Genomic DNA, 21,024 nt, shown 5'->3' with positions numbered 1-21,024 from the left:
TGTGCACGAAGTAGAACCAGGCCTCATCAGGCACGCCCGCCCAGATTGGATGCGGCTGCACCTGGCTGACACGGTTCCAGCCCATCTGCGGCACCTTGTAGCGGCTGCCGTCGGGCTGCAGCTGGCCTTCAAGCTGGAAGCGCTGCACGCGGCCGGGAATCAGGCCCAGGCCAGGCGTGTCCTGCTCCTCGCTGTGATCCAAGAGCATCTGCATGCCCACGCACACACCCATCAGCGGCTTCGCTGCTGCCGCTTCCAGCACGGCTTCTTTCAGCCCGGAGTCGGACAGCTCGCGCATGCAGTCGCGCATCGCGCCCTGGCCCGGCAGCACCACGCGCTCGGCGGCACGCACCTCTTCGGGCTTGGAGGTGATCACCACCTCCAGACCCGAGCCGTCGGCCACATGCAACACGGCCTGTGAGACCGAGCGCAGATTGCCCATGCCGTAATCCACCACGGCGACCGTGCGTGCCATTACAGCGATCCTTTCGTCGAGGGAATCACCCCAGCACTGCGCGGGTCCAGCGTCATCGCCATGCGCAGCGCGCGGCCGAAGGCCTTGAACATCGTCTCGGCCTGGTGGTGGGCGTTGTGGCCCTTCAGGTTGTCCACATGCAGACTCACCAGGGCGTGGTTGACGAAGCCCTGGAAAAACTCAAAGGTCAGCTGGGTATCGAAGGCACCGATGGAGCCCGCGGTGAACTTGCAGTCCATCTCCAGGCCCGGACGGCCGGAGAAGTCGACCACCACGCGCGACAGCGCTTCGTCCAGCGGCACATAGGCGTGGCCGTAGCGGGTAAGGCCCTTCTTGTCGCCGATAGCCTGGGCAACGGCCATGCCCAGCGTGATGCCCACGTCTTCCACCGTGTGGTGGCCGTCGATGTGCAAGTCGCCCTTGGCTTCGATGTCCAGGTCGATCAGGCCGTGACGCGCGATCTGGTCCAGCATATGGTCGAAGAAGCCGATGCCGGTGTTGAGCTTGGCTTCGCCGGTGCCGTCTAGATTGACGCGCACGCGGATCTGGGTTTCCTTGGTGTCCCGGCGGACCTCGGCGATTCGTTGGACGCTTGTCGTCATTGCAGCGATTCCTTCAGCGCGGCCAGCATGGCCTGGTTCTCTTCGGGTGTGCCCACGGTGATGCGCAGGCAGTTGGCCAGCAAGGGGTGCATGGCCGAGACGTTCTTGATCAGCACGCCGCGCGACTTCATGGCATCGAAAGTGCGCGCCGCATCGGCCACCCTGGCCAGGATCATATTGCCCTGGCTGGGGAACACCTTGTGCACGCTGGGAAGACCCGACAGCGAGGCAGACAGCCGGTCGCGCTCGGCCCGCAGGATCTCAGCCTGCTGCGCATAGACCTCGGCATGCTCCAGCGCGAACAGGCCGGCCTCGGCGTTCAGCACGCCCACATTGAAAGGCGGGCGCAGCTTGTCGATCTCACCCACCACGGCCGCATGGCCGATCAGGTAGCCGATGCGCACGCCGGCCAGGCCGAACTTGCTCATGGTGCGCATCACCAGCACATGCGGGTACCTGGCCAGCAGCGCCATCGAGTCGCGCTCGGCAAAGGGCTGGTAGGCCTCGTCCATCACCACCAGGCCGGGTGCTGCTGCGACGATCCGCTCAATCGCGCCTGCATCCCACAGATTCGCGGTCGGGTTGTTCGGATAGGCCAGGTAGATCAGCGCCGGCTTGTGTTCGGCCACAGCCGCCAGCATCGCCGCCTCGTCCAGCTCGAAGTCGGCCGTCAGCGGCACGCCGACGAACTTCAGGCCCTGGTAGCGCGCCGACATCTCGTACATCACGAAGCTGGGCAGGGGCGACAGCACGGTGGAGCCGGGCTGGCTGATCGCCATGCTGAGCATGGTGATGATCTCGTCCGAGCCATTGCCCAGCGTGATCGCGCAGCCCGCCGGCATGCCGGCATGTGCGGCCAGCGCGGCGGCCAGCACCTGGGTACGCTCGGCCGGGTAGCGGTTTATCGCCACCTGGCCCAGGCGCTCACCCAGCTGCTGCTGCAGCGCCTCGGGCAGGCGGAAAGGGTTCTCCATCGTGTCCAGCTTCACCATGCCGGCCGCGGACTGCACCGCGTAGGCATGGGCGCCGCGCACATCGGAACGGATGCAGGCCAGCGCCTGCTGCAGTCGGTCCTGGCTCATCGTTGTCCTCATCTGGCTCAGCCCTTGGTGTTCGGCTTCAAACGCATCTCGGCCGCCTGCGCGTGGCCCTGCAGGCCTTCGCCATAGGCCAGCTCGGCCGCGATCGGGCCCAGCTTCTGCGCGCCGGCCTCGCTGACCTCGATCAGGCTGCTGCGCTTCTGGAAGTCGTAGACACCCAGCGGCGAGGAGAAGCGCGCCGTGCCCGAGGTGGGCAGCACGTGATTCGGCCCGGCGCAGTAGTCGCCCAGGCTCTCGCTGGTATAGGCGCCCAGGAAGATCGCGCCGGCATGGCGAAGCAGCGGTTCCCAGCGATGCGGGTCCTGGCTGCTGACCTCCAGGTGCTCGGGCGCGATGCGGTTGGAAATCTCGCAGGCTTCTTCCATCGAGCGCGTCTGGATCAGCGCGCCGCGCCCTTCCAGCGAGGCGCGGATCACATCGCGGCGCGGCATGCTCGGCAGCAGGCGCTCGATCGCTTCGCGCACCTTCTCGATATAGCCTGCATCCGGGCACAGCAAGATGCTCTGTGCCAACTCGTCATGCTCGGCCTGGCTGAACAGGTCCATCGCCACCCAGTCTGGCGGCGTGCTGCCATCAGCCAGCACCAGGATCTCGCTGGGGCCGGCAATCATGTCGATGCCCACCTGACCGAACACATGCTTCTTGGCGCTGGCCACATAGGCATTGCCCGGGCCGGTGATCTTGTCCACGCGCGGCACAGTGGCCGTGCCGTAGGCCAGCGCCGCCACGGCCTGCGCGCCGCCAATCGTGAAGGCGCGACTGACGCCCGCCACATAGGCAGCGGCCAGCACCAGTGCGTTCTTCTCGCCACGCGGCGTGGGCACCACCATGATGATCTCGGGCACACCGGCCACATGGGCGGGAATCGCGTTCATCAGCACGCTGCTCGGATAGGCGGCCTTGCCGCCGGGCACATAGATGCCCACGCGGTCCAGCGGTGTGACCTTCTGGCCCAAGAGCGTGCCGTCCTCGTCGCGATAGCTCCAGCTCAGGCCGCAAGCCTCTTTCTGCTTCTCGTGATAGCTGCGCACGCGGGACGCAGCGGCCTGCAGCGCATCGCGCTGCGCCGGGGTGATGGCGTCGAAGGCGGCCTTCAGTTCTTCTCGGGTCAGCTCCAGCGCGACCAGGCTGGCAGCCGGCAGATGGTCGAAGCGGGCGGTGTACTCCAGCACGGCCGCATCGCCGCGCGTCTTCACATCAGCCAGGATCTCGGCCACGCGGCCTTCGATGGCGGCATCAGTCTCGGCCGACCAGTGCAGCACACGCTGGAACTCGGTCTCGAAATCGGCCGCGGCGGTATTCAGTTGGCGCAGCTGGATGCTCATGGTCGTCATCCTCAGGCAGGAATGGCAGAAGCGAAGGCGTCGATAAGCGCGCGCAGCGGCTCACGCTTGAGCTTGAGCGCCGCCTGGTTGACCACCAGGCGCGAGCTGATATCCATGATGCGCTCCACCTCGACCAGCTTGTTTGCCTTCAGCGTGCTGCCGGTGGAGACCAGGTCGACGATGGCGTCGGCCAGTCCGGTCAGAGGCGCCAGCTCCATCGAGCCGTAGAGCTTGATCAGGTCCACGTGCACGCCCTTGGCGGCAAAGTGTTGGCGCGCGATCTCTGTGTACTTGGTGGCGACGCGGATGCGCGAGCCCTGCTTGACGGCGCTCTCGTAATCGAAGTCGGCGCGCACCGCCACGCTCATGCGGCATTTGGCGATATTCAGGTCCAGCGGCTGGTACATGCCCTCGCCGCCCTGCTCGATCAGCACGTCACGACCGGCCACGCCCAGATCGGCGCCGCCGTACTGCACGTAGGTGGGCACATCGGTCGCACGCACCAGCACCACGCGCACATCGGCCCGGTTGGTCGCCAGGATCAGCTTGCGCGAGGTTTCGGGGTCTTCAAGCACCTCGATGCCGGCGGCCTTCAGCAGCGGCAGGGTTTCTTCGAAGATGCGGCCTTTGGAAAGCGCCAGGGTGATCATGATGTTGCGTCGTCCTTCTCGTTCAGCTCGAGGGGGGACGGCAGCGGAGTCACCAGGCGCGGCGCTTCACCGCCATCCTCCACCTGCTCTGGTTCAAACCGGCAAAGTGTGGATGGCGTTCAGTGATGGTGGTGGTGAGCCGCCGGCTCGGCAGCCTGCTGCGCAGCAGCGGCCCATTCGGCGGGCGTCAGTGTCTTCATCGACAGCGCGTGGATCTGCTCGCGCATGCGCTCACCCAGGGCCTGGTAGACCCGCTGGTGGCGGCGCACCCGGCTCAGGCCTTCGAATTCGGCCGAGACGATGGTGGCAAAGAAATGGCGACCGTCGCCCTCGACTTGCAGCGTGTGGCAGGCAAGTCCGTCGGCGATGTATTGCTGGACTTCGGCGGGGGTGGGATCGGCCATGATGGATGCGATTGTACCGGCTAGCCTTTACCCGCGAATCTTGTAGCCCCGGCGCAGCAGTTCCAGCGCCACACCAGCCACCACCACGAAGGCCACCGAGACGATGCCCAGCGACAGCCAGGGCGAGACATCGCTGACGCCGAAGAAGCCGCTGCGGAAGCCGTCGATCATGTAGAAGAAGGGGTTCAGGTGGCTCACCGCCTGCCAGAACGCGGGCAGCGAATGCACCGAATAGAACACGCCAGACAGAAAGGTCATCGGCATGATGAAGAAGTTCTGGAAGGCGGCCAACTGATCGAACTTCTCGGCCCAAAGGCCGGCGATGAGGCCCAGGCTGCCCATGATGCCGGAGCCCAGCAGCAGGAAGACGATGATCCAGCCCGGCTGCGCCAGCCCCGGCGGGGCGAACCAGGCTGTCACCAGCAGCACGCCCAGACCTACCGTCAGTCCGCGCACCATCGAGGCGCCGACATAGGCCACGAACCAGGCCCAGTGCGACAGCGGCGTCACCAGCAGAAACACCAGATTGCCGGTGATCTTGCTCTGGATCAGGCTGGACGAGCTGTTGGCGAAGCTGTTCTGCAGCACGCTCATCATCACCAGGCCCGGAATCAGGAAGGCGGTGTAGCCGACCGAGTCGTAGACCTTCACATGGTCTTCCAGCACATGGCCGAAGATCAGCAAATAGAGCATCGCGGTGAGCACCGGCGCGGCCACGGTCTGGAAGGCCACCTTCCAGAAGCGCAGCACTTCCTTGTAGAACAGGGTGCGTGCCCCTTCAAGACGAATCGCGCTCATGCCCGGCCCTCCCCGGCGGATTGCATGATTTCAAGGAACACGTCCTCCAGGTCGGCACGGCCGATCTCCAGGTCTTCGACGGGGCAACCAGCGCCGCGCAGCGTGGCCAGAATGCCCTCGACCTCGGCTGCGTCATGCGCCTTGATCTGCGCGATGCGCCCGGTCACGCGCGCCCGGCCGCTCAGTTGCGGCGGCAGCGCCGCATCGGTCTTGAAGCGCAGCATGGTCGAGGCCTTGCCCGAGAGCAGATTGCTGGTGCTGTCCAGCGCGACGATGCGGCCGCTCTTGAGCATCGCGATGCGGTGGCACAGCGCCTCGGCTTCTTCCAGGTAATGGGTGGTCAGCAGCACCGTGTGGCCTTCTCTGTTCAGCTTCGCGATGAAGGCCCAGAGGGTCTGGCGCAACTCCACGTCGACGCCGGCCGTCGGCTCGTCCAGCACGATCACCGGCGGGCGGTGAACCAGGGCCTGCGCCACCAGCACGCGGCGCTTCATGCCGCCGCTGAGCTGGCGCATATTGGCGTTCGCCTTGTCAGCCAGGCCGAGGCTTTCCAGCAGCTCGTCAATCCAGGCCTCGTTGTTCTTGACACCGAAATAGCCGCTCTGGATCCGCAGCGATTCGCGCACGCTGAAGAAGGGGTCGAACACCAGCTCCTGCGGCACGATGCCCAGCGCCTTGCGCGCTGCCGCATAGTCGCCCACCACGTCATGGCCCAGCACGCTGACCCGCCCGTCGCTGGCCCGCGAGAGGCCGGCCAGGATGCTGATCAGGCTGGTCTTGCCGGCGCCGTTAGGGCCGAGCAGGCCGAAGAACTCGCCGGGCTGGATGTCGAAGGAGACACCGTCCAGCGCCCTCACCTGGCCGCCGCGGTAGGTCTTGCTGACGTTCTGGAAGGAGATCGCCGGTCCCGCCGGTGGCGCCGGCTTGTTGTTGTTCGCTTGCATGGCGCAGGATTGTAGGGACCGCTAACAAACCGTGCCGACCTGCGGCCTCGAAGCCTGGCGGTGGTGCCAGAATGGCAGCAGGAGACCCTCTCGTCCATGACAGCCAAGAAACCGCGACGGACCGCCCAGCGCATTCTCGAAGTGACGCTGGATCTGTTCAACCGATTCGGCGAACCCAATGTCTCGACCACGCTGATCTCGGCCGAACTGGGCATCAGCCCGGGCAATCTGTACTACCACTACCCGGCCAAGGACGAGCTGATCAACGCGCTGTTCATGCAGTACGAGCAGTCGCTCGACAAGCTGCTGGGCGCGGCCGGCGATGTGCGCCATGTCGAGGACGCCTGGCTGTTCTTCCACATGCTGATCGAGCTGATCTGGCAGCACCGCTTCCTGTACCGCGACCTGAACGATCTGCTGAGCAAGAACCGCACGCTGGAAACCCACTTCCAGGGCGTGCTGCGGCACAAGGGCGACGCGGTGCGCGCCGTGCTGTCCGGGCTGGCCCAGGGCGGCGCGCTGCAGATGGATGAGCGCGAGGCCGCCCCCACCGCCGAGGCCATGGTGGTGCTGCTGAGCTATTGGCTCAGCTACGAGTACGTTCGCGACCCACGTCACGCACTGGAGCCCGAGCGCGCCGGCGCGGCGCTTATGCGCGGCGCCTTCCACGTGCTGAGCCTGCTGCTGCCCTATCTGGAGCCCGCCTCGCGCGAACATCTCTTTTCTCTCGCCGGTCACTACCAGAACCAGGCCCAAGCCTGACACACCAAGCCCATCAAGGAGACAACAGCATGGCCAAGTGGACTGCCTTCCCCTACGACAACGCCGCCTTCATCTACGACGCGGCCAGCCTGAAGAAGCACTGGGCGCGCCTGCACGCCGGCGATGCCGAGCCCTGGCCAAAGGACGCGGCCGTGGTGCAAGCCTGGATCCTGTTCCATGCCGGCGAGTTCCAGAAGGCGGCCGAAGCCGGCCTGGCCGCCGGCGGTGCAGGCATCACCGTCGCCAACAAGGCCCAGGCGATTTATGCCAACTACCTTGAGAAGAAGGAAAAGGCCAAGCTGGAACTGCTGCTCGAAGTGGCAGAGCGGGCCGAGGCCCAGCAGGCCGAGGATCCCAAGAACGCCAACGCCTACTACTGGCAGGCCTATGCCATCGGCCGCTACAGCCAGGGCATCAGCGTGGCCAAGGCGCTGGCCCAAGGCCTGGGCGGCAAGGTCAAGGGCGCGCTGGAGAAAACCATCGCCTTGGCCCCCAAGCATGCCGACGCCCATATCGCGCTGGGCGCCTTCCACGCCGAGGTGATCGACAAGGTCGGCAAGCTGCTGGGCAAGACCCAGGGCGCTGACACCGCCACCGGCCTGGCGATGTTCGAACAGGCGCTCAAGCTCAACCCCAGCAGCGCCATCGCCAAGATCGAACGTGCGAACGGCCTGGTGATGCTGGAGGGCGACAAGCGCATGAAGCAGGCCGAGGCCCTGTATACCGAAGCCGCCGCCTGCGAGCCGATGGACGCGATGGAGTGCCTGGATGTGGAGATGGCGCGCGAAGAGCTGGAAGATTGATTCGCCTCAAGGCGCAGGGCTGAACGCCGCATAGATTCGAAACTTGGTGCCAAACCCGCTCCGCCTCGGAGCCAGCCAAGGAGACGTTCATGTTTCGCTCACTGCTCGCCTGTGTCGCCCTGGTTTCGCTGGCCCCCATGGCCAGCGCACAGGAAGCTGTCTTCCAGACCAAATCGCTGACGCCGGAAGCCGCGCTGACGGCGGCGCGCGCCGCACTGGAGTCCTGCCGCAAGCAGGGCTATCAGGTGGCGGTCGCGGTGGTGGACCGCGGCGGCCTGACCCAGGTTCTGCTGCGCGACCGCTTCGCCGGTCCGCACACGGTGCAGGTCTCGGCCGACAAGGCCTGGACGGCGGTCAGCTTCCGCACCAGCACCCAGGCCCTGGCGGCCGACACCCAGGCCGGCAAACCGATGAGCGGCCTGCGCGCGCTGCCGCGCTTTCTGGCGGCCGGCGGTGGCCTGCTGATCGAAGGCGGCGGCAGCGTCTATGGCGCGATCGGCGTTTCCGGCGGCCCCGGTGGCGAGGCTGACGAGGCCTGCGCGCAAGCCGGCATCAAGGCGATTGCCACCTCGCTCGAGTTCTGAGGACGCAGCGCCGCGCAGCCGAGCCACGCCAATGCGCGGTCACCCTCGCCTGATCATCGCCGCCTGCCTGGCAGGCAGCCTTGCGCTGGTGGCGCAGGTCAGGGCCGACACCATGACCTGGCTGCTGCGCGACTTCCCGCCCTCATCGATGCCGGTGGGCGGCCGACCTACGCAAGGCATGGCCGACGAGTTCGTCAAAGCCATGGTGCTGCGCTGGCCCGAAGCCCAGCACCGCTATCTGGTGGCCAACAACAACCGCATCCTCTCGCTGCTGGAAGCCGGCGAGCCGGCCTGCTTCACGACGGCGCTGCGCGTGCCGGCGCGCGAGCGCCAGGCCTACATCGCCGACATGCTGATCGTGCCGCCACAGATGCTGATCGTGCGCGCTGAGACACTGCCGCGGCTCCCTCTCAACGCCATCGGCGAGGTCAGGCTCGACGCCGTGCTGGCCGATGCCTCGCTGCGCGGCCTGCTGCTTCAGTCACGCAGCTACGGCAGCCAGCTGGACGGCCAGATCCTGGCCCGAGCCGGCAACTCAGGCCTGCACCTCAGCGCCGCCACGGCACACCCGCTGCGCCTGGTGGCCCGCTCGCGCGCCGACTACACCATCGACTACGACTACACACTGGCCTACGAGCAGCATTTTGACGAATCGGTCCGCCATGCCGGCCTGCTGAGCCTGCCGATCGAGGGCAACAGCAAGATGCTGGTCGCGGGCATTGCCTGTCCGCGCACCGAATGGGGCCGCCAGGCCATCCTGCGCATCGATCAGCTGATCGCCAGCCTGGCGCAGAATCCCGAGGCACGCTCCGGGCTGGAGCGCTGGATGACGCCGCAGAGCCGCCAGCGCTACGGGCGGCAGATCGAGAAGTTCTATCAGCACCGCAGCCAGCCCTTACCGGCCAGCGCCTTCTCGCCACCGCCACCACAGGCGGCCAGCCCGGCCTCAGCGGCCAGGCCCTGAATCCGGCGCATAACTTCGCCTAAGCGCGTCCTCGCGGCCAGGCTGCAGATTGGCCCGCTGCAGATCACCGCCGTAGTGCGCCAGCACGCGCTGGTCCATCACCTTGAACCACAGCGGCGGCAGATAGGCCAGCACCAGCATCGCCGCATAGCCGGACGGCAGCTGGGGACTGCTGTCGAAATGCCGCAGCGCCTGATAGCGCCGCGCCGGGTGGGCGTGGTGATCGCTGTGGCGCTGCAGCTGATAAAGGAACAGGTTCGAGACGATGTGGCTGGAGTTCCAGGAATGCTCCGGCTGGCAGCGCACCGGCCGGCCGTTCGCGCCCAGCGGGCGCAGCAGGCCGTAGTGCTCGATGTAGTTGACCACCTCCAGCAGCGAGGCGCCGTAGAAGGCCTGCAGCAGCAGGAAGGGCAGCACGCCGACACCCAGCCAGAGCATCAGCGCCGCATACAGCAGCGCGGTCATGGCCCAGGCCTGCAGACACTCGTTGCGCCAATGCAAGACGCCCAGGCCGCGGCCAGCCAGGCGCGCGCGCTCCAGCGCCCAGGCCGAGCGCAGGCTGCCGATCATCGTGCGTGGCAGGAAGGCCCAGAAGCTCTCGCCCAGGCGCGCACTCGCCGGGTCCTCGGGCGTGGCAACGCGGCGATGGTGGCCACGGTTGTGCTCCACATAGAAATGTCCATAGGCCACCGGCGCCAGCGCGATACGCGAGAGCCAGCGCTCCCAGCCCGGCAGCTTGTGCCCCAGTTCATGCGCGGTATTGATCGCCACACCGTTGATGCCGCCCACGCTCAGCAGCAGGCCGACCCAGCCGAACAGGCTCAGCTCATGGGTGGCCGCGATCCAGGCGCCGTGAATGGTCAGCCCGAACTGGAAGGGAATGAAGGCCACGACGATGAGGCGGTACCAGCGCTGCTGCTCCAGCGCAGGCACTGAGGCTTCGGGCGGATTGGCATGGTCCTCGCCCAGCCAGGTATCCAGCAGCGGAATCAGGCCGTACATCACGAAACTGCTGACCCACAGCCAGGCCTCGACGCCGCTGATCTGATACTTGACGAGGTTCAGCCACACCAGCGCCGGGAAGGCGGGCGACAGCAGCCACCACCAGCGCTTGCTGTCGCGCCAGCGGGCGGCGGGCGGCAGGGGTGAGGTCGGCGCACTGCTGTTCATGGGCTGATGCTGAGCGGCCCCGGAGCCCCGGTCAAGAGGGCTGCTGCTGAGTGGCCTCACGTAGCTGGCATCATCGCGCCCATGCAAGAAATTGAACTGCGCTTCCAGATTCCCGCCGATCAGCGAGCGCCGCTGCTGTCGTGGCTGAAGCAGGCCGGCGCGCTGCGCAGCGAGCGCCTGCAGGCCGCCTATTTCGACACCCCTGCGCGCGACCTGGCGCGCGCAGGCTTTGCACTGCGCCTGCGCCGCGAGGGCAGGCGCTGGGTGCAGACGCTTAAAGGCGATGCGCCAGATGGCATGACGCGGCTGGAGCACAACGTCGCCCTGGGTCAGGGAGCGACGATGCCGGCGCTGGATGTGGCACGCCACGCGGGCCATCCCGCGGGCGATGCGCTGTTGGCGCGAGTCGCTGAACTCGGCGGCGAAGCGGCGCTGCACTGCCTGTTCCGCACCGACATCCGGCGCCGCAGCGCACTGCTCACGCAAGGCGACAGCGTGCTGGAGCTGGCGCTGGACGCAGGGCGCCTGCTGGCCGATGCCGATGGCGTCTTGCGCGAGACGCCGGTGCATGAGCTTGAGATCGAACTGAAGAGCGGTGCCTCCGCGGCCGTGCTGCAGCTGGCGCGCCAACTCGTGCCCAGCCACGGCCTGTGGCTGGAGCAACGCACCAAGGCCTTGCGCGGCGACCTGCTTGCACGTGGTTTGACCGAGGCAGCACCGGCTTTCGCTGCGCCTGCAGCCTGGCCGCGCGGCTGCAGTGCGGCGCAAGCGCTGCAACAGCTGCTGCGCGCCGCACTCGGCCCCGTGCTGGGCAACGCCTCACAGATCGCCAGCGGCAGCCATGCCGCCGAACACCTGCACCAGTTGCGCGTCGCTTTGCTGCGCTTGGCCGTGGGCCTGCAACTGCTGCAAGGCTTGGACGGCCGCGACGGCTGGACCCAGGGCGATTTGCTGAACTTGCGCCGCTCAGCCCTGGCACTGCGGCGCCAGCTCTCGCTGGCACGCGATGCGGATGCGCTGGCCGCCAGCCCTTGGCAGGCCTCGCTGGACGCGGCGTGGCAGGCCACCGGCCTGAGTGATGACGCGCTCACCGCGCCGCCGGAAACCACCCACTGCAGCCCGGCCGATCTGCTGCGCAGCGGCGAGGCGCAGTCGCTGATGCTGGCGCTGCTGGAGCGGCTGACCGCGCACGCCGGCCTCGCGGGCCAAGCATGCCTGGCCAACGGCAGCTCGGCGCTAAAGCGCAGCTGCCAAGGTCGACTGAAGCGCTGGCAGAAGGCCCTGCACGAAGCTGGCAAGCAGCACATCGCCCCCCTGACTGCGGCCGAGCGCCACCGGCTGCGCCAGCGCCTGCGCCGCTTGCGCTACGCGCTGGAGCAGACGGCCGAGCTGCTGCCTCAGCCCAAGGCCGCGCGTCAGATGCACGGCCTCAAGCAGCTGCACCAGCAGCTCGGTGAGCTGAACGATCTCGAACAGACCCTGCAGCAAGCCCGGCAACGGGCCGCCGAACAGGCCGCCGGGCAGCGGCAGCTGCAGGCCGCCTTCGCGCTGGGCTTTCTGCACGCCGAGCAAGGCCTGCGCCTGCGCAAGGCTGATGCCAGCTGGCGCCGCTGGCGCAAGCACAGCCGCGGCTGAAGGCGCCAGCATCGGCGGCACCCATCCGGGATGCCGGCTGACCGATGAATGCCCGCGATCCCCCGGATCGCATCCGGGCTTGCGCAACACGGCGCGACTCCCCGAGCGTTGCATCGATGTCTACGTGGAACTACGCAGCGTGTGCGCTGTTCGCTCGCTATCGCTCCGGCGCAGGGGTTTGACCCAGTTGCTGCGCGCAGCGACGAGTTCGACATTCGCTGAGAGCAACCTGTTGCACAGACACAGGGCCCAAGCGATGCCATGGCTCAGGCACATGGCGCGACGTTCACAAACCGCAATCCATGGAGACAGACATGAGCGAGAACACCAAAGTCCCGGCCCAGCGCCGCCGCTTCCTGAAGAAGGCCGCCACCGGCACCGTGGCTGCCGGCGCGCTGGCCGCGCCGATGATCGCCACCGCGCAGACCACCAGCCTGCGCTTCCAGTCGACCTGGCCCGCCAAGGACATCTTCCACGAGTACGCCAGCGACTTCGCCAAGAAGGTCAACGACATGGCGGGCGGCCGCCTGAAGATCGAGGTGCTGCCGTCCGGCTCCGTGGTGCCAGCCTTCCAGCTGCTCGACGCAGTGAGCAAGGGCACGCTGGATGGCGGCCACGGCGTGGTCGCGTATCACTACGGCAAGAACTCGGCGCTAGCGCTGTGGGGTTCCGGGCCGTCCTTCGGCATGGATCCGAACATGCTGCTGGCCTGGCACAACTACGGCGGTGGCAAGCAACTGCTTGAAGAGGTCTACAAGTCGCTGAACCTGGATGTGACCTCTTTCCTGTACGGCCCCATGCCGACCCAGCCCTTCGGCTGGTTCAAGAAGCCGATCGCCAAGGCGGATGACCTGAAGGGCGTGAAGTTCCGCACCGTCGGTCTGGCGGTGGACATGTACACCGCCATGGGCGCAGCCGTGAATCCCCTGCCCGGCGGCGAAATCGTGCCGGCCCTGGACCGCGGCCTGATTGACGGCGCCGAGTTCAACAATGCCTCGTCCGACCGCCTGCTGGGCTTCCCCGATGTGGTGAAGAACTGCATGCTGCAGAGCTTCCACCAGAGCGGCGAGCAGTTCGAGATCCTTTTCAACAAGACCAAGCTGAATGCGCTGCCGGCCGAGCTGAAGTCCATCATCGAGTACGCGGTGCAGGCCGCCAGCGCCGACATGAGCTGGAAGGCCATCGAGCGCAACTCGACGGACTACATCGAGCTGAAGAAGCAAGGCGTCAAGTTCTACAAGACGCCGGATGCCATCCTGCGCGGCCAGCTTGCGGCCTGGGACAAGATCATCGCCAAGAAGGGTGGCGAGAACGCGATGTTCCAGAAGATCCTGGACAGCCAGCGTGCCTTCGCGTCCCGTGCCGGCCAATGGCAGAACGACTACATGGTCGATTTCAAGATGGCCTACAACCACTACTTCGGCCGCAAGGCACCGCCGAAGAAGGGCTGATGCCTGCGCCCGGGCGGGCGGGTGCGGCCCGCCCCGGACTTGGGCCGGGGCACCGTCCGGTGCGCCCGGCTTCGCCTTCTCGCTCTGGCTCCCCTGCGATGCCTGGAAGGACTCCCGAATGCAGAACCTGCTGCTGGCGGTGGACCGTTTCTCCACCTGGATCGGCAAGACCTTCGCCTGGTCGGTCGTCGGACTGACGCTGCTGATCAGCTGGGAGGTGTTCTCCCGCTATGTGCTCAACAAGCCCCATGCCTGGGTTCTGGACGCGCAGATCATGCTGTACGGCACGCTCTTCATGTGCGCCGGCGCCTACACCCTGAGCAAGAACGGCCATGTGCGAGGCGATGTGCTCTACGGCTTCTTCCGCCCGCGCACCCAGGCCGCGGTGGACCTGACGCTCTACATCGTGTTCTTCCTGCCCGGCATCGTCGCGTTGACCTGGGCGGGGTGGAACTACGCGCAGGAGTCGCTGGCCATCCGCGAGCAGACCTTCTCGGCTGACGCGTTGCCTCTCTACCCCTTCAAGTTCGTGATCCCGATCGCCGGCGGCGCGCTGCTGCTGCAGGGCCTGGTCGAGATCGTGCGCTGCGTGATCTGCCTGCGCGACGGCGAGTGGCCGGCGCGCGACAGCGACGTCGAGGAAGTCGATGTCGAGAAGCTCAAGGAAATGGTGCACGTCAAGGACGCCGACATCGAGGCGCTGGACCAGTACGTGGTGACCAAGGAAGGCGGCAAGGCAGCATCATGAAGTTCAAACTGCGCAAGGAACTCTGGTTCGGCTTCATCCTGATGGGGCTGATCATCGCGGCGGCGCTGGGCATGCTGATCGCCGCGCCCAAGATCACCAACGGCCATATCGGCCTGCTGATGCTGTCGCTGGTAGTGGTAGCCATCATGCTGGGCTTCCCCACCGCCTTCACGCTGATGGGCATGGGCATGCTCTTCACCTGGATCGCCTACGAGGAGAACACCGTCAAGACCCTGGATCTGATGGTGCAGTCGGCCTACAAGGTGATGTCCAACGATGTGCTGATCTCGATTCCGCTCTTCGTCTTCATGGGCTATTTGGTCGAGCGGGCCAATCTGATCGAGAAGCTGTTCCGCAGCCTGCACCTCGCCCTGGCCCGCGTGCCGGGCTCGCTGGCGGTGGCCACCTTGGTGACCTGCGCAGTGTTCGCGACCGCCACCGGCATCGTCGGCGCGGTCGTCACGCTGATGGGCCTGCTGGCGCTGCCGCAGATGCTCAAGGGCGGCTACGACGTGCGCATGTCGGCCGGCGCCATCACCGCGGGCGGCTGCCTCGGCATCCTGATCCCACCGTCGGTGATGCTGATCGTCTATGGCGCCACGGCTGGCGTGTCGGTGGTGCAGCTCTACGCCGGCGCCTTCTTCCCTGGCCTCATGCTGGCCGGCCTGTACATCATCTACGTCATCATCCTGGCGAAGATCCGGCCCGATATGGCACCGCCGCTGACGGCCGAACAACGCCTCGTGCCCCTTCCCGAGCCGCTGCTGAAAGTGGGCGCGGATCAGGTCAAGCGTGCAGTACCGGTGCTGATCAACGCACTCAAGGGCAAACGCAACCACGGTGTCGCTGCCAGCTACCTGCTCAAGCAACTCGGCATCGCACTGCTGCCCGCCATCCTGTACGCGGCGGTGGCGCTGGCCAGCTACAACAGCGTGACCCAGCCGCTGCCGGTCGAGGATCCCGCCAGCACCATGACCGAGATGGGCGCCGAGAGTGCGGAACCCGCTGAAAGTGGCCTGGCCGAACCGGCCGGCAGTGATCTGGCCGAGCCGCCGGGCGATGCGGCCAGCGACGCCGCCGAGGAAGGCGAGCTCAAGGAGATCGGCGCCGATGCGGCTGCAAGCGAGCCGGCGGCCACGCCCGAGCTGGCAGTGCCACCGTCCGCAGCCTCGGCCGCCGGCGCGGCACCCGGCGAACGTGTGCCGGCACCGATGGGCTACTGGATCGGCCTGGGCGTCGGCGGCGCGGCGCTGCTGGCCTTCTACGCCATCCTCAGCTTCGCGCGGCTGGAGATCTTCAAGATGCTGCTGTCCAGCTTCTTCCCGCTGCTGGTGCTCATCCTGTCCGTGCTTGGCTCCATCGTGTTGGGTCTGGCCACGCCCACCGAGGCGGCGGCCGTCGGCGCCCTTGGCGGTTTCCTGCTCGCGGTGGCCTACAAGCAGCTGACCTTCGAGGTGGTGAAGGAGAGTGTGTTCCTCACCGCCAAGACCAGCGCCATGGTGTGCTGGTTGTTCGTCGGCTCGGCGATCTTCTCGGCTGCCTTCGCGCTGCTGGGCGGCCAGGAGCTGGTGGAGACCTGGGTGCTGAGCATGAACCTGACGAAGACCGAGTTCCTGATCCTCAGTCAGGTGATCATCTTCATCCTCGGCTGGCCACTGGAGTGGACCGAGATCATTGTGATCTTCATGCCCATCTTCATTCCGCTGCTGGACAACTTCGGCGTCGACCCGCTGTTCTTCGGCCTGCTGGTGGCGCTGAACCTGCAGACCGCCTTTCTGAGCCCACCGGTGGCGATGGCGGCCTTCTATCTGAAGGGCGTGGCGCCCAAACATGTGACGCTGAACCAGATCTTTGCCGGCATGCTGCCCTTCATGGGCATCCAGGTGGTGGCAATCGTGCTGCTCTACATGTTCCCCGCCATCGGCCTGTGGCTGCCGGAGGTGCTGTACGGGCGCTGATGCCGGATTGACACACCGCCAAGAGAAAGCCTGCGCAGTGCGCGGGCTTTCTTGTCTCCTGGTTGCCGCAGTTCAGACCCGCTGCAGCTTCACCGTTCGCAGAGCTTGGTCTGCGCCGGTGGATACAGCCGGGCATAGGTCGCTTCGACGCGAGCCTGCTGGCCCTGCAGCCAGTCGATCTGGGCCGGCTGCTTCATGAAAGCTGTCAGCTGCGGCAGCACGCCGAGGTGCTTGGAACGCTTGGACATCTGCATGAACAGCGGGCCTTCAACCACCTTGCCGGCCAGCACCCGCAGTTGTGACTCGCAGCCCATGTTGCGAATCAGTTGCTGCCCAGCAAGTCGGGCGGTGATCACCGCGTCGAGCCGGTCCAGCAACAGCTTCTGCAGATTGTGTGTTTCGCTGAGTGCCACGTCGAGCTGGGCATGCTGGGCCAGATAGGTGTCGAATTCCGCGCCGAAGCTGACCCCACGCCCCATGCCGATGCGCAGCCCGTCCAGGTCAGCCCTGGACTTGTAGACCAGCGTGCTGTCGCGGCGCACGATCAGCACCGCTTCGTTGTTGCCGATCGCGGGTTCCACCATCACCGCGTGCTCAAGCCGCTTTTCGTTCACAAAGCCGCACAGATTGACGTCAACCTCACCGGTCTCGACCATGCGCAGGCAACGGGCCCAGGGCACTGGCGCCTCCACCTGCAAGGCCAGCCCCACCGCGGAGAAGGCGCGCCGTGCGGCGTCCACACAAACGCCGCTCAGACGCCCGTCCTGATCCCAGCTCATGGGGGATGCGGCCGGGTGGCCACAGGCCCGCACCACCGGCTGGGCCGCTGCGCTGTTCTGCGCCCATGCGCCGGCGCTGAGGCACATCGACAGCAGAAGAATCGGACGTAGCGACCGCATGGCGGCATCATAGCTAGCGCATCTCAGGGTGTCACAGACCCGACATCAGGCGCTCCCACTTGGCACGTGCCGCCTTGACGTGGCGCTCCTTCACATGGCCGTAGCCGCGGATGTCCTCGGGGATGCGGGCGATCTCGACGGCCAGCGCCAGACGCTCGGCCGTCAGCCCCTTGCCCAGCAAGGCATCGATGCTGGCGCGGTAGTCGGCGATCAGCGCGCGCTCCATCTTGCGCTCTTCGGTGTGGCCGAAGATGTCGAAGGCCGTGCCGCGCAGACCCTTAAGCTTGGCCAGCAAGCCGAAGGCGGGGCGCACCCAGGCGCCGAACTGGCGCTTGATCAGGTGGCCCTTGTCGTCCTTCTTGGACAGCAGAGGCGGCGCGAGGTGGTGGACGATCTTGTAGTCACCCTCGAACTGCGAGGCGATCTGCTGCACGAACTGCGGATCGGTGTGCAGGCGCGCCACTTCGTACTCGTCCTTGTAGGCCATCAGCTTGAACAGGTAACGCGCCACAGCCTCGGCCAGGCGGGTCGAGTTCAGCGGTGCTTCGGCGGCGCGCACCTTCTCGACAAAGCTCTGGTAGGTCTGAGCGTAGGCCGCGTTCTGGTAGCCGGTCAGGAACTCGACGCGCTTGGCGACAAGCTCATCCAAGCCCGGACGCTTGACGATGTTGATGACCTGGCGCGTCGCATACAGCGCCTGCACTGCGACCAGATCATGCGCGCAGCGACGGCCCCACTCGAATGCGGCCTTGTTGTTGTCGATCTGCACGCCGTTGAGCTCGATCGCCCGCATCAGGGCCGCAAAGGACAGCGGCACGCGGCCCTGCTGCCAGGCGTAGCCCAGCATCAACGGGTTGGTGTAGAGCGAATCACCCAGCAGCTTGACCGACACCTCTTCGGCATCGAAGGCGCCCAGATGCGCCGGGCCCACCGCCTTGACCACGGCGCTCTCGCAGGCCGCGCCGGGGAAGCTCCAGTTGGCATCGTTGACCAGGCTGGCGGTCGGCGAGCCATGGGTATTGAGCGCCACATAGCTGCGGCCCTCGCGCATCACCGCCAGCGTGGTCTTGTTTGCGGCCACGATGGCGTCGCAGGCGATCACCAGATCCGCCTCGGCCGTGCCGACCTTGGTGCAGTGGATGGCCGACTCGTCGTTGGCGATCTGAATATGGCTCCAGGTGGCGCCGCCCTTCTGCGCCAGACCGGCCGCGTCCTGCGTGATCACGCCCTTGCCTTCCAGGTGCGCAGCCATGCCCAGCAGCTGGCCGATGGTGATGACGCCGGTGCCGCCGACGCCGGCCACCACGATACCCCAGGCCTTCTCCGGATTGGGGATCAGCGGCTGCGGCAGCGCCGGCAGGCTGGCGTCGAAGGGGTTGAGTGACTTGTCCTTCTTGGGCTTCTTCAGCTGGCCGCCTTCGATGGTGACGAAGCTCGGGCAGAAGCCCTTCACGCAGCTGTAGTCCTTGTTGCAGCTGTTCTGGTTGATGCGGCGCTTGCGGCCGAAGTCGGTCTCCAGCGGCTCGACCGACAGGCAGTTGCTCTGCACCGAGCAATCGCCACAGCCCTCGCAGACCAGCTCGTTGATGAAGGCGCGCTTGGCCGGATCGACCAGCTTGCCGCGCTTGCGGCGGCGGCGCTTCTCGGTGGCACAGGTCTGGTCATAGATGATCACCGTGGTGCCGGCGATCTCGCGGAACTGGCGCTGGATCGCATCCAGCTCGTCGCGGTGGTGCACCGTCACGCCCGACAGCAGCGACACGCCGTTGTACTTCTCCGGCTCGTCGGTGACGATCACCAGCTTCTTGACGCCCTCGGCGGTGACGCTCTGCATGATCTGCAGCACCGTGTGGCCTTCAGCGCGCTCGCCCACCTGCTGGCCGCCGGTCATCGCGACCGCGTCGTTGTAGAGGATCTTGTAGGTGATGTTCACGCCCGCGGCGATGCTCTGGCGGATCGCCAACAGGCCGCTGTGGAAGTAGGTGCCGTCGCCCAGGTTCGCGAAAATGTGGCTCTCGGTGGTGAAAGGTTGCTGGCCCACCCAGGGCACGCCCTCGCCGCCCATCTGCGTGAAGGTGGCGGTGTTGCGGCCCGGCATCCAGCTGACCATGTAGTGGCAGCCGATGCCGGCCACTGCGCGCGAGCCTTCCGGGACGCGGGTGCTGGTGTTGTGCGGGCAGCCGCTGCAGAACCATGGCGTGCGATCGGCGCCGCCGGCGGTCTTCTCTTCGCTCTTCAGCGCGGCTTCCTTGGACTCGATCAGCGCCACGCGGGCATCCAGGCGCGCCTGCACATCGGCATCCACGCCCAGCTTCTTCAGGCGCTTGGCGATAGCGCGGGCGATGATGGCCGGCGTCAGGTCGGCCTGCGGGCGCAGCAGCCAGTTCTGGCTGGGGTTGGCCTGGTTCCACTCGCCGCCGGTGTTGTCGCCCTCGACCTCGTCGAACTTGCCCAGCACATTGGGGCGCACATCGGGGCGCCAGTTGTACAGCTCTTCCTTGAGCTGGTACTCGATCATCTGGCGCTTTTCCTCGACCACCAGGATCTCCTGCAGTCCGGTGGCGAAATCGCGCGTGATGGTGGCCTCCAGCGGCCACACCACATTGACCTTGTGCAGCCGGATGCCCAGGCGCCGACAGGTGTCGTCATCCAGGCCGAGGTCGTGCAGGGCCTGGCGGGTGTCGTTCCAGGCCTTGCCGCTGGCGATGATGCCGAAGCGGTCGTGCGGCGTGGCCACCACGTTGTGGTTCAGCTTGTTGGCGCGCACATAGGCCAGGGCCGCGTACCACTTGTAGTCCATCAGCCGCGCTTCCTGCTCCAGCGGCGCGTCAGGCCAGCGGATGTGCAGGCCGCCCGCAGGCATCTGGAAGTCTTCGGGCAGCAAGATGTTGACGCGGTCCGGGTCCACGCTGACGCTGGCCGAGGACTCGACGATCTCCTGGATCGTCTTCATGCCCGACCACAGGCCAGAGAAACGGCTCATCGCGAATGCATGCAGACCCATGTCCAGGATGTCCTGCACGCTGGTCGGGAAAAACACCGGGAAGCCGACCGCCTTGAAGACGTGGTCGCTCTGGTGCGCGGCGGTGGAGCTCTTGGCGATATGGTCGTCGCCGGCCACCGCGATCACGCCGCCGTGCCTGGACGTGCCGGCCATGTTCGCGTGCTTGAAAACGTCGATGCAGCGGTCAACACCTGGCCCCTTGCCGTACCACATGCCGAACACGCCATCGAACTTGTTCTTCTCGGGGAACAGGTCCAGCTGCTGCGTGCCCCACACCGCGGTGGCGCCGAGCTCCTCATTCACGCCGGGCTGGAACACGATGTTCTGTGCCGCCAGATGCTTCTTGGCCTGCATCAGCATCTGGTCATAGCCGCCCAGCGGCGAGCCGCGGTAGCCGCTGATGAAGCCGGCAGTGTTGAGGCCGGCGATCGCATCTCGCGTGCGCTGCAGCATCGGCAGGCGCACCAGCGCCTGCACACCACTCATGAAGGCGCGGCCATGGTCCAGCGCGTACTTGTCGTCCAGCGTGACCTTTTCCAGTGCGCGCAGGATGTGTTCGGGCAGAGGGGCGTTCATGGGGCGGGTGTCTCCGTTGTAAGGGCTGGGTGACGCTCGAACCGGGCCTGTCCTGCTTGTGGCAAGCGGCCTGCCGGCGATCTTGGCATGTTTGCCTCAATTGGGGGTGCCGCGAGTGTAGAGAAAGCGGCGCGATCGGTGCTTTCTAATTCAGGCGGAGAAACAGCCTGTT

General features: G+C 66.4%; 19 protein-coding genes. 8 read left to right on the top strand and 11 right to left on the bottom strand.

Features of this window, described 5'->3' with window-relative positions:
• The 8 genes from hisH to ACIQ67_RS09925 all read right to left on the bottom strand — a co-directional run.
• Positions 1 to 475: imidazole glycerol phosphate synthase subunit HisH (hisH, locus tag ACIQ67_RS09960; RefSeq protein WP_397534212.1), on the bottom strand; the 475-nt coding region annotated here is incomplete at its 3' end.
• A complete protein-coding gene (gene hisB, locus ACIQ67_RS09955) occupies positions 475 to 1,077 on the bottom strand; it encodes an imidazoleglycerol-phosphate dehydratase HisB (protein ID WP_397534211.1) in 603 nt (200 codons plus the stop codon). The genes hisH and hisB, both read right to left, overlap by 1 nt.
• Complete coding sequence (gene hisC / locus ACIQ67_RS09950; protein ID WP_397534210.1) at positions 1,074 to 2,159, bottom strand: histidinol-phosphate transaminase; 1,086 nt, start codon at positions 2,157 to 2,159, stop codon at positions 1,074 to 1,076. The genes hisB and hisC overlap by 4 nt, the downstream gene beginning before the upstream one ends.
• A 17-nt stretch (positions 2,160 to 2,176) precedes the next feature.
• Positions 2,177 to 3,502, bottom strand: a complete 1,326-nt coding sequence (hisD, locus tag ACIQ67_RS09945; RefSeq protein WP_397534209.1) for a histidinol dehydrogenase — start codon at positions 3,500 to 3,502, stop codon at positions 2,177 to 2,179.
• Positions 3,503 to 3,513: 11 nt separating this feature from the next.
• A complete protein-coding gene (gene hisG, locus ACIQ67_RS09940) occupies positions 3,514 to 4,152 on the bottom strand; it encodes an ATP phosphoribosyltransferase (RefSeq protein WP_397534208.1) in 639 nt (212 codons plus the stop codon).
• Positions 4,153 to 4,271: 119 nt separating this feature from the next.
• Positions 4,272 to 4,556: a BolA family protein gene (locus ACIQ67_RS09935; protein WP_397534207.1), complete on the bottom strand. Its 285-nt coding sequence runs from the start codon at positions 4,554 to 4,556 to the stop codon at positions 4,272 to 4,274.
• Positions 4,557 to 4,583: 27 nt separating this feature from the next.
• Positions 4,584 to 5,354 (bottom strand): ABC transporter permease, encoded by a 771-nt coding sequence (locus ACIQ67_RS09930; RefSeq protein WP_397534206.1) that lies wholly within the window; start codon positions 5,352 to 5,354, stop codon positions 4,584 to 4,586.
• The gene (locus tag ACIQ67_RS09925) at positions 5,351 to 6,298 is read right to left on the bottom strand and encodes an ABC transporter ATP-binding protein (RefSeq protein ID WP_397534205.1); all 948 of its coding nucleotides are present in this window, start codon (positions 6,296 to 6,298) and stop codon (positions 5,351 to 5,353) included. Before ACIQ67_RS09925 ends, ACIQ67_RS09930 begins: the two co-directional genes overlap by 4 nt.
• A 96-nt stretch (positions 6,299 to 6,394) precedes the next feature.
• Here ACIQ67_RS09925 and ACIQ67_RS09920 point away from each other — a divergent pair, with 96 nt between their 5' ends.
• From ACIQ67_RS09920 to ACIQ67_RS09905, 4 genes are all read left to right on the top strand, one after another.
• The gene (locus ACIQ67_RS09920) at positions 6,395 to 7,060 is read left to right on the top strand and encodes a TetR/AcrR family transcriptional regulator (protein WP_397534204.1); all 666 of its coding nucleotides are present in this window, start codon (positions 6,395 to 6,397) and stop codon (positions 7,058 to 7,060) included.
• Between the two features lie 29 nt (positions 7,061 to 7,089).
• The gene (locus ACIQ67_RS09915) at positions 7,090 to 7,863 is read left to right on the top strand and encodes a hypothetical protein (protein ID WP_397534203.1); all 774 of its coding nucleotides are present in this window, start codon (positions 7,090 to 7,092) and stop codon (positions 7,861 to 7,863) included.
• Between the two features lie 89 nt (positions 7,864 to 7,952).
• Positions 7,953 to 8,447 carry a heme-binding protein gene (locus ACIQ67_RS09910; RefSeq protein WP_397534202.1) on the top strand — a complete coding sequence of 165 codons (495 nt, stop codon included), beginning with the start codon at positions 7,953 to 7,955 and terminating at the stop codon, positions 8,445 to 8,447.
• Positions 8,448 to 8,478: 31 nt separating this feature from the next.
• Entirely contained in the window at positions 8,479 to 9,411 is a 933-nt protein-coding gene (locus ACIQ67_RS09905; protein WP_397534201.1) for a TIGR02285 family protein, read from the top strand.
• Here the strand turns inward: ACIQ67_RS09905 and ACIQ67_RS09900 are convergent.
• Positions 9,394 to 10,581 carry an alkane 1-monooxygenase gene (locus ACIQ67_RS09900; protein ID WP_397534200.1) on the bottom strand — a complete coding sequence of 396 codons (1,188 nt, stop codon included), beginning with the start codon at positions 10,579 to 10,581 and terminating at the stop codon, positions 9,394 to 9,396. The two genes, ACIQ67_RS09905 and ACIQ67_RS09900, sit on opposite strands and share 18 nt — an antisense overlap.
• An 81-nt stretch (positions 10,582 to 10,662) precedes the next feature.
• Between ACIQ67_RS09900 and ACIQ67_RS09895 the strand changes: the two genes are divergently transcribed.
• From ACIQ67_RS09895 to ACIQ67_RS09880, 4 genes are all read left to right on the top strand, one after another.
• Positions 10,663 to 12,216 (top strand): CYTH domain-containing protein, encoded by a 1,554-nt coding sequence (locus ACIQ67_RS09895; protein ID WP_397534199.1) that lies wholly within the window; start codon positions 10,663 to 10,665, stop codon positions 12,214 to 12,216.
• A gap of 314 nt (positions 12,217 to 12,530) precedes the next feature.
• Positions 12,531 to 13,667 (top strand): TRAP transporter substrate-binding protein, encoded by a 1,137-nt coding sequence (locus tag ACIQ67_RS09890; protein ID WP_397534198.1) that lies wholly within the window; start codon positions 12,531 to 12,533, stop codon positions 13,665 to 13,667.
• Between the two features lie 118 nt (positions 13,668 to 13,785).
• Complete coding sequence (locus tag ACIQ67_RS09885) at positions 13,786 to 14,415, top strand: TRAP transporter small permease subunit (RefSeq protein ID WP_397534197.1); 630 nt, start codon at positions 13,786 to 13,788, stop codon at positions 14,413 to 14,415.
• A complete protein-coding gene (locus ACIQ67_RS09880) occupies positions 14,412 to 16,373 on the top strand; it encodes a TRAP transporter large permease subunit (protein WP_397534196.1) in 1,962 nt (653 codons plus the stop codon). Before ACIQ67_RS09885 ends, ACIQ67_RS09880 begins: the two co-directional genes overlap by 4 nt.
• A gap of 89 nt (positions 16,374 to 16,462) precedes the next feature.
• On the opposite strand, the gene ACIQ67_RS09875 is transcribed toward ACIQ67_RS09880, so the two are convergent.
• On the bottom strand, positions 16,463 to 17,272 hold the full coding sequence (locus ACIQ67_RS09875) for a substrate-binding periplasmic protein (protein WP_397534195.1): 810 nt from the start codon (positions 17,270 to 17,272) through the stop codon (positions 16,463 to 16,465).
• Between the two features lie 31 nt (positions 17,273 to 17,303).
• The gene (locus ACIQ67_RS09870) at positions 17,304 to 20,852 is read right to left on the bottom strand and encodes an indolepyruvate ferredoxin oxidoreductase family protein (protein WP_397534194.1); all 3,549 of its coding nucleotides are present in this window, start codon (positions 20,850 to 20,852) and stop codon (positions 17,304 to 17,306) included.
• Between the last annotated feature and the right edge of the window lie 172 nt (positions 20,853 to 21,024).

This window comes from Roseateles sp. (assembly GCF_044373315.1).
Classification (GTDB): domain Bacteria; phylum Pseudomonadota; class Gammaproteobacteria; order Burkholderiales; family Burkholderiaceae_C; genus JACDQM01.
Note: the sequence above shows the minus strand (reverse complement) of the source record. Positions and strands in the feature narration are given on the sequence as shown.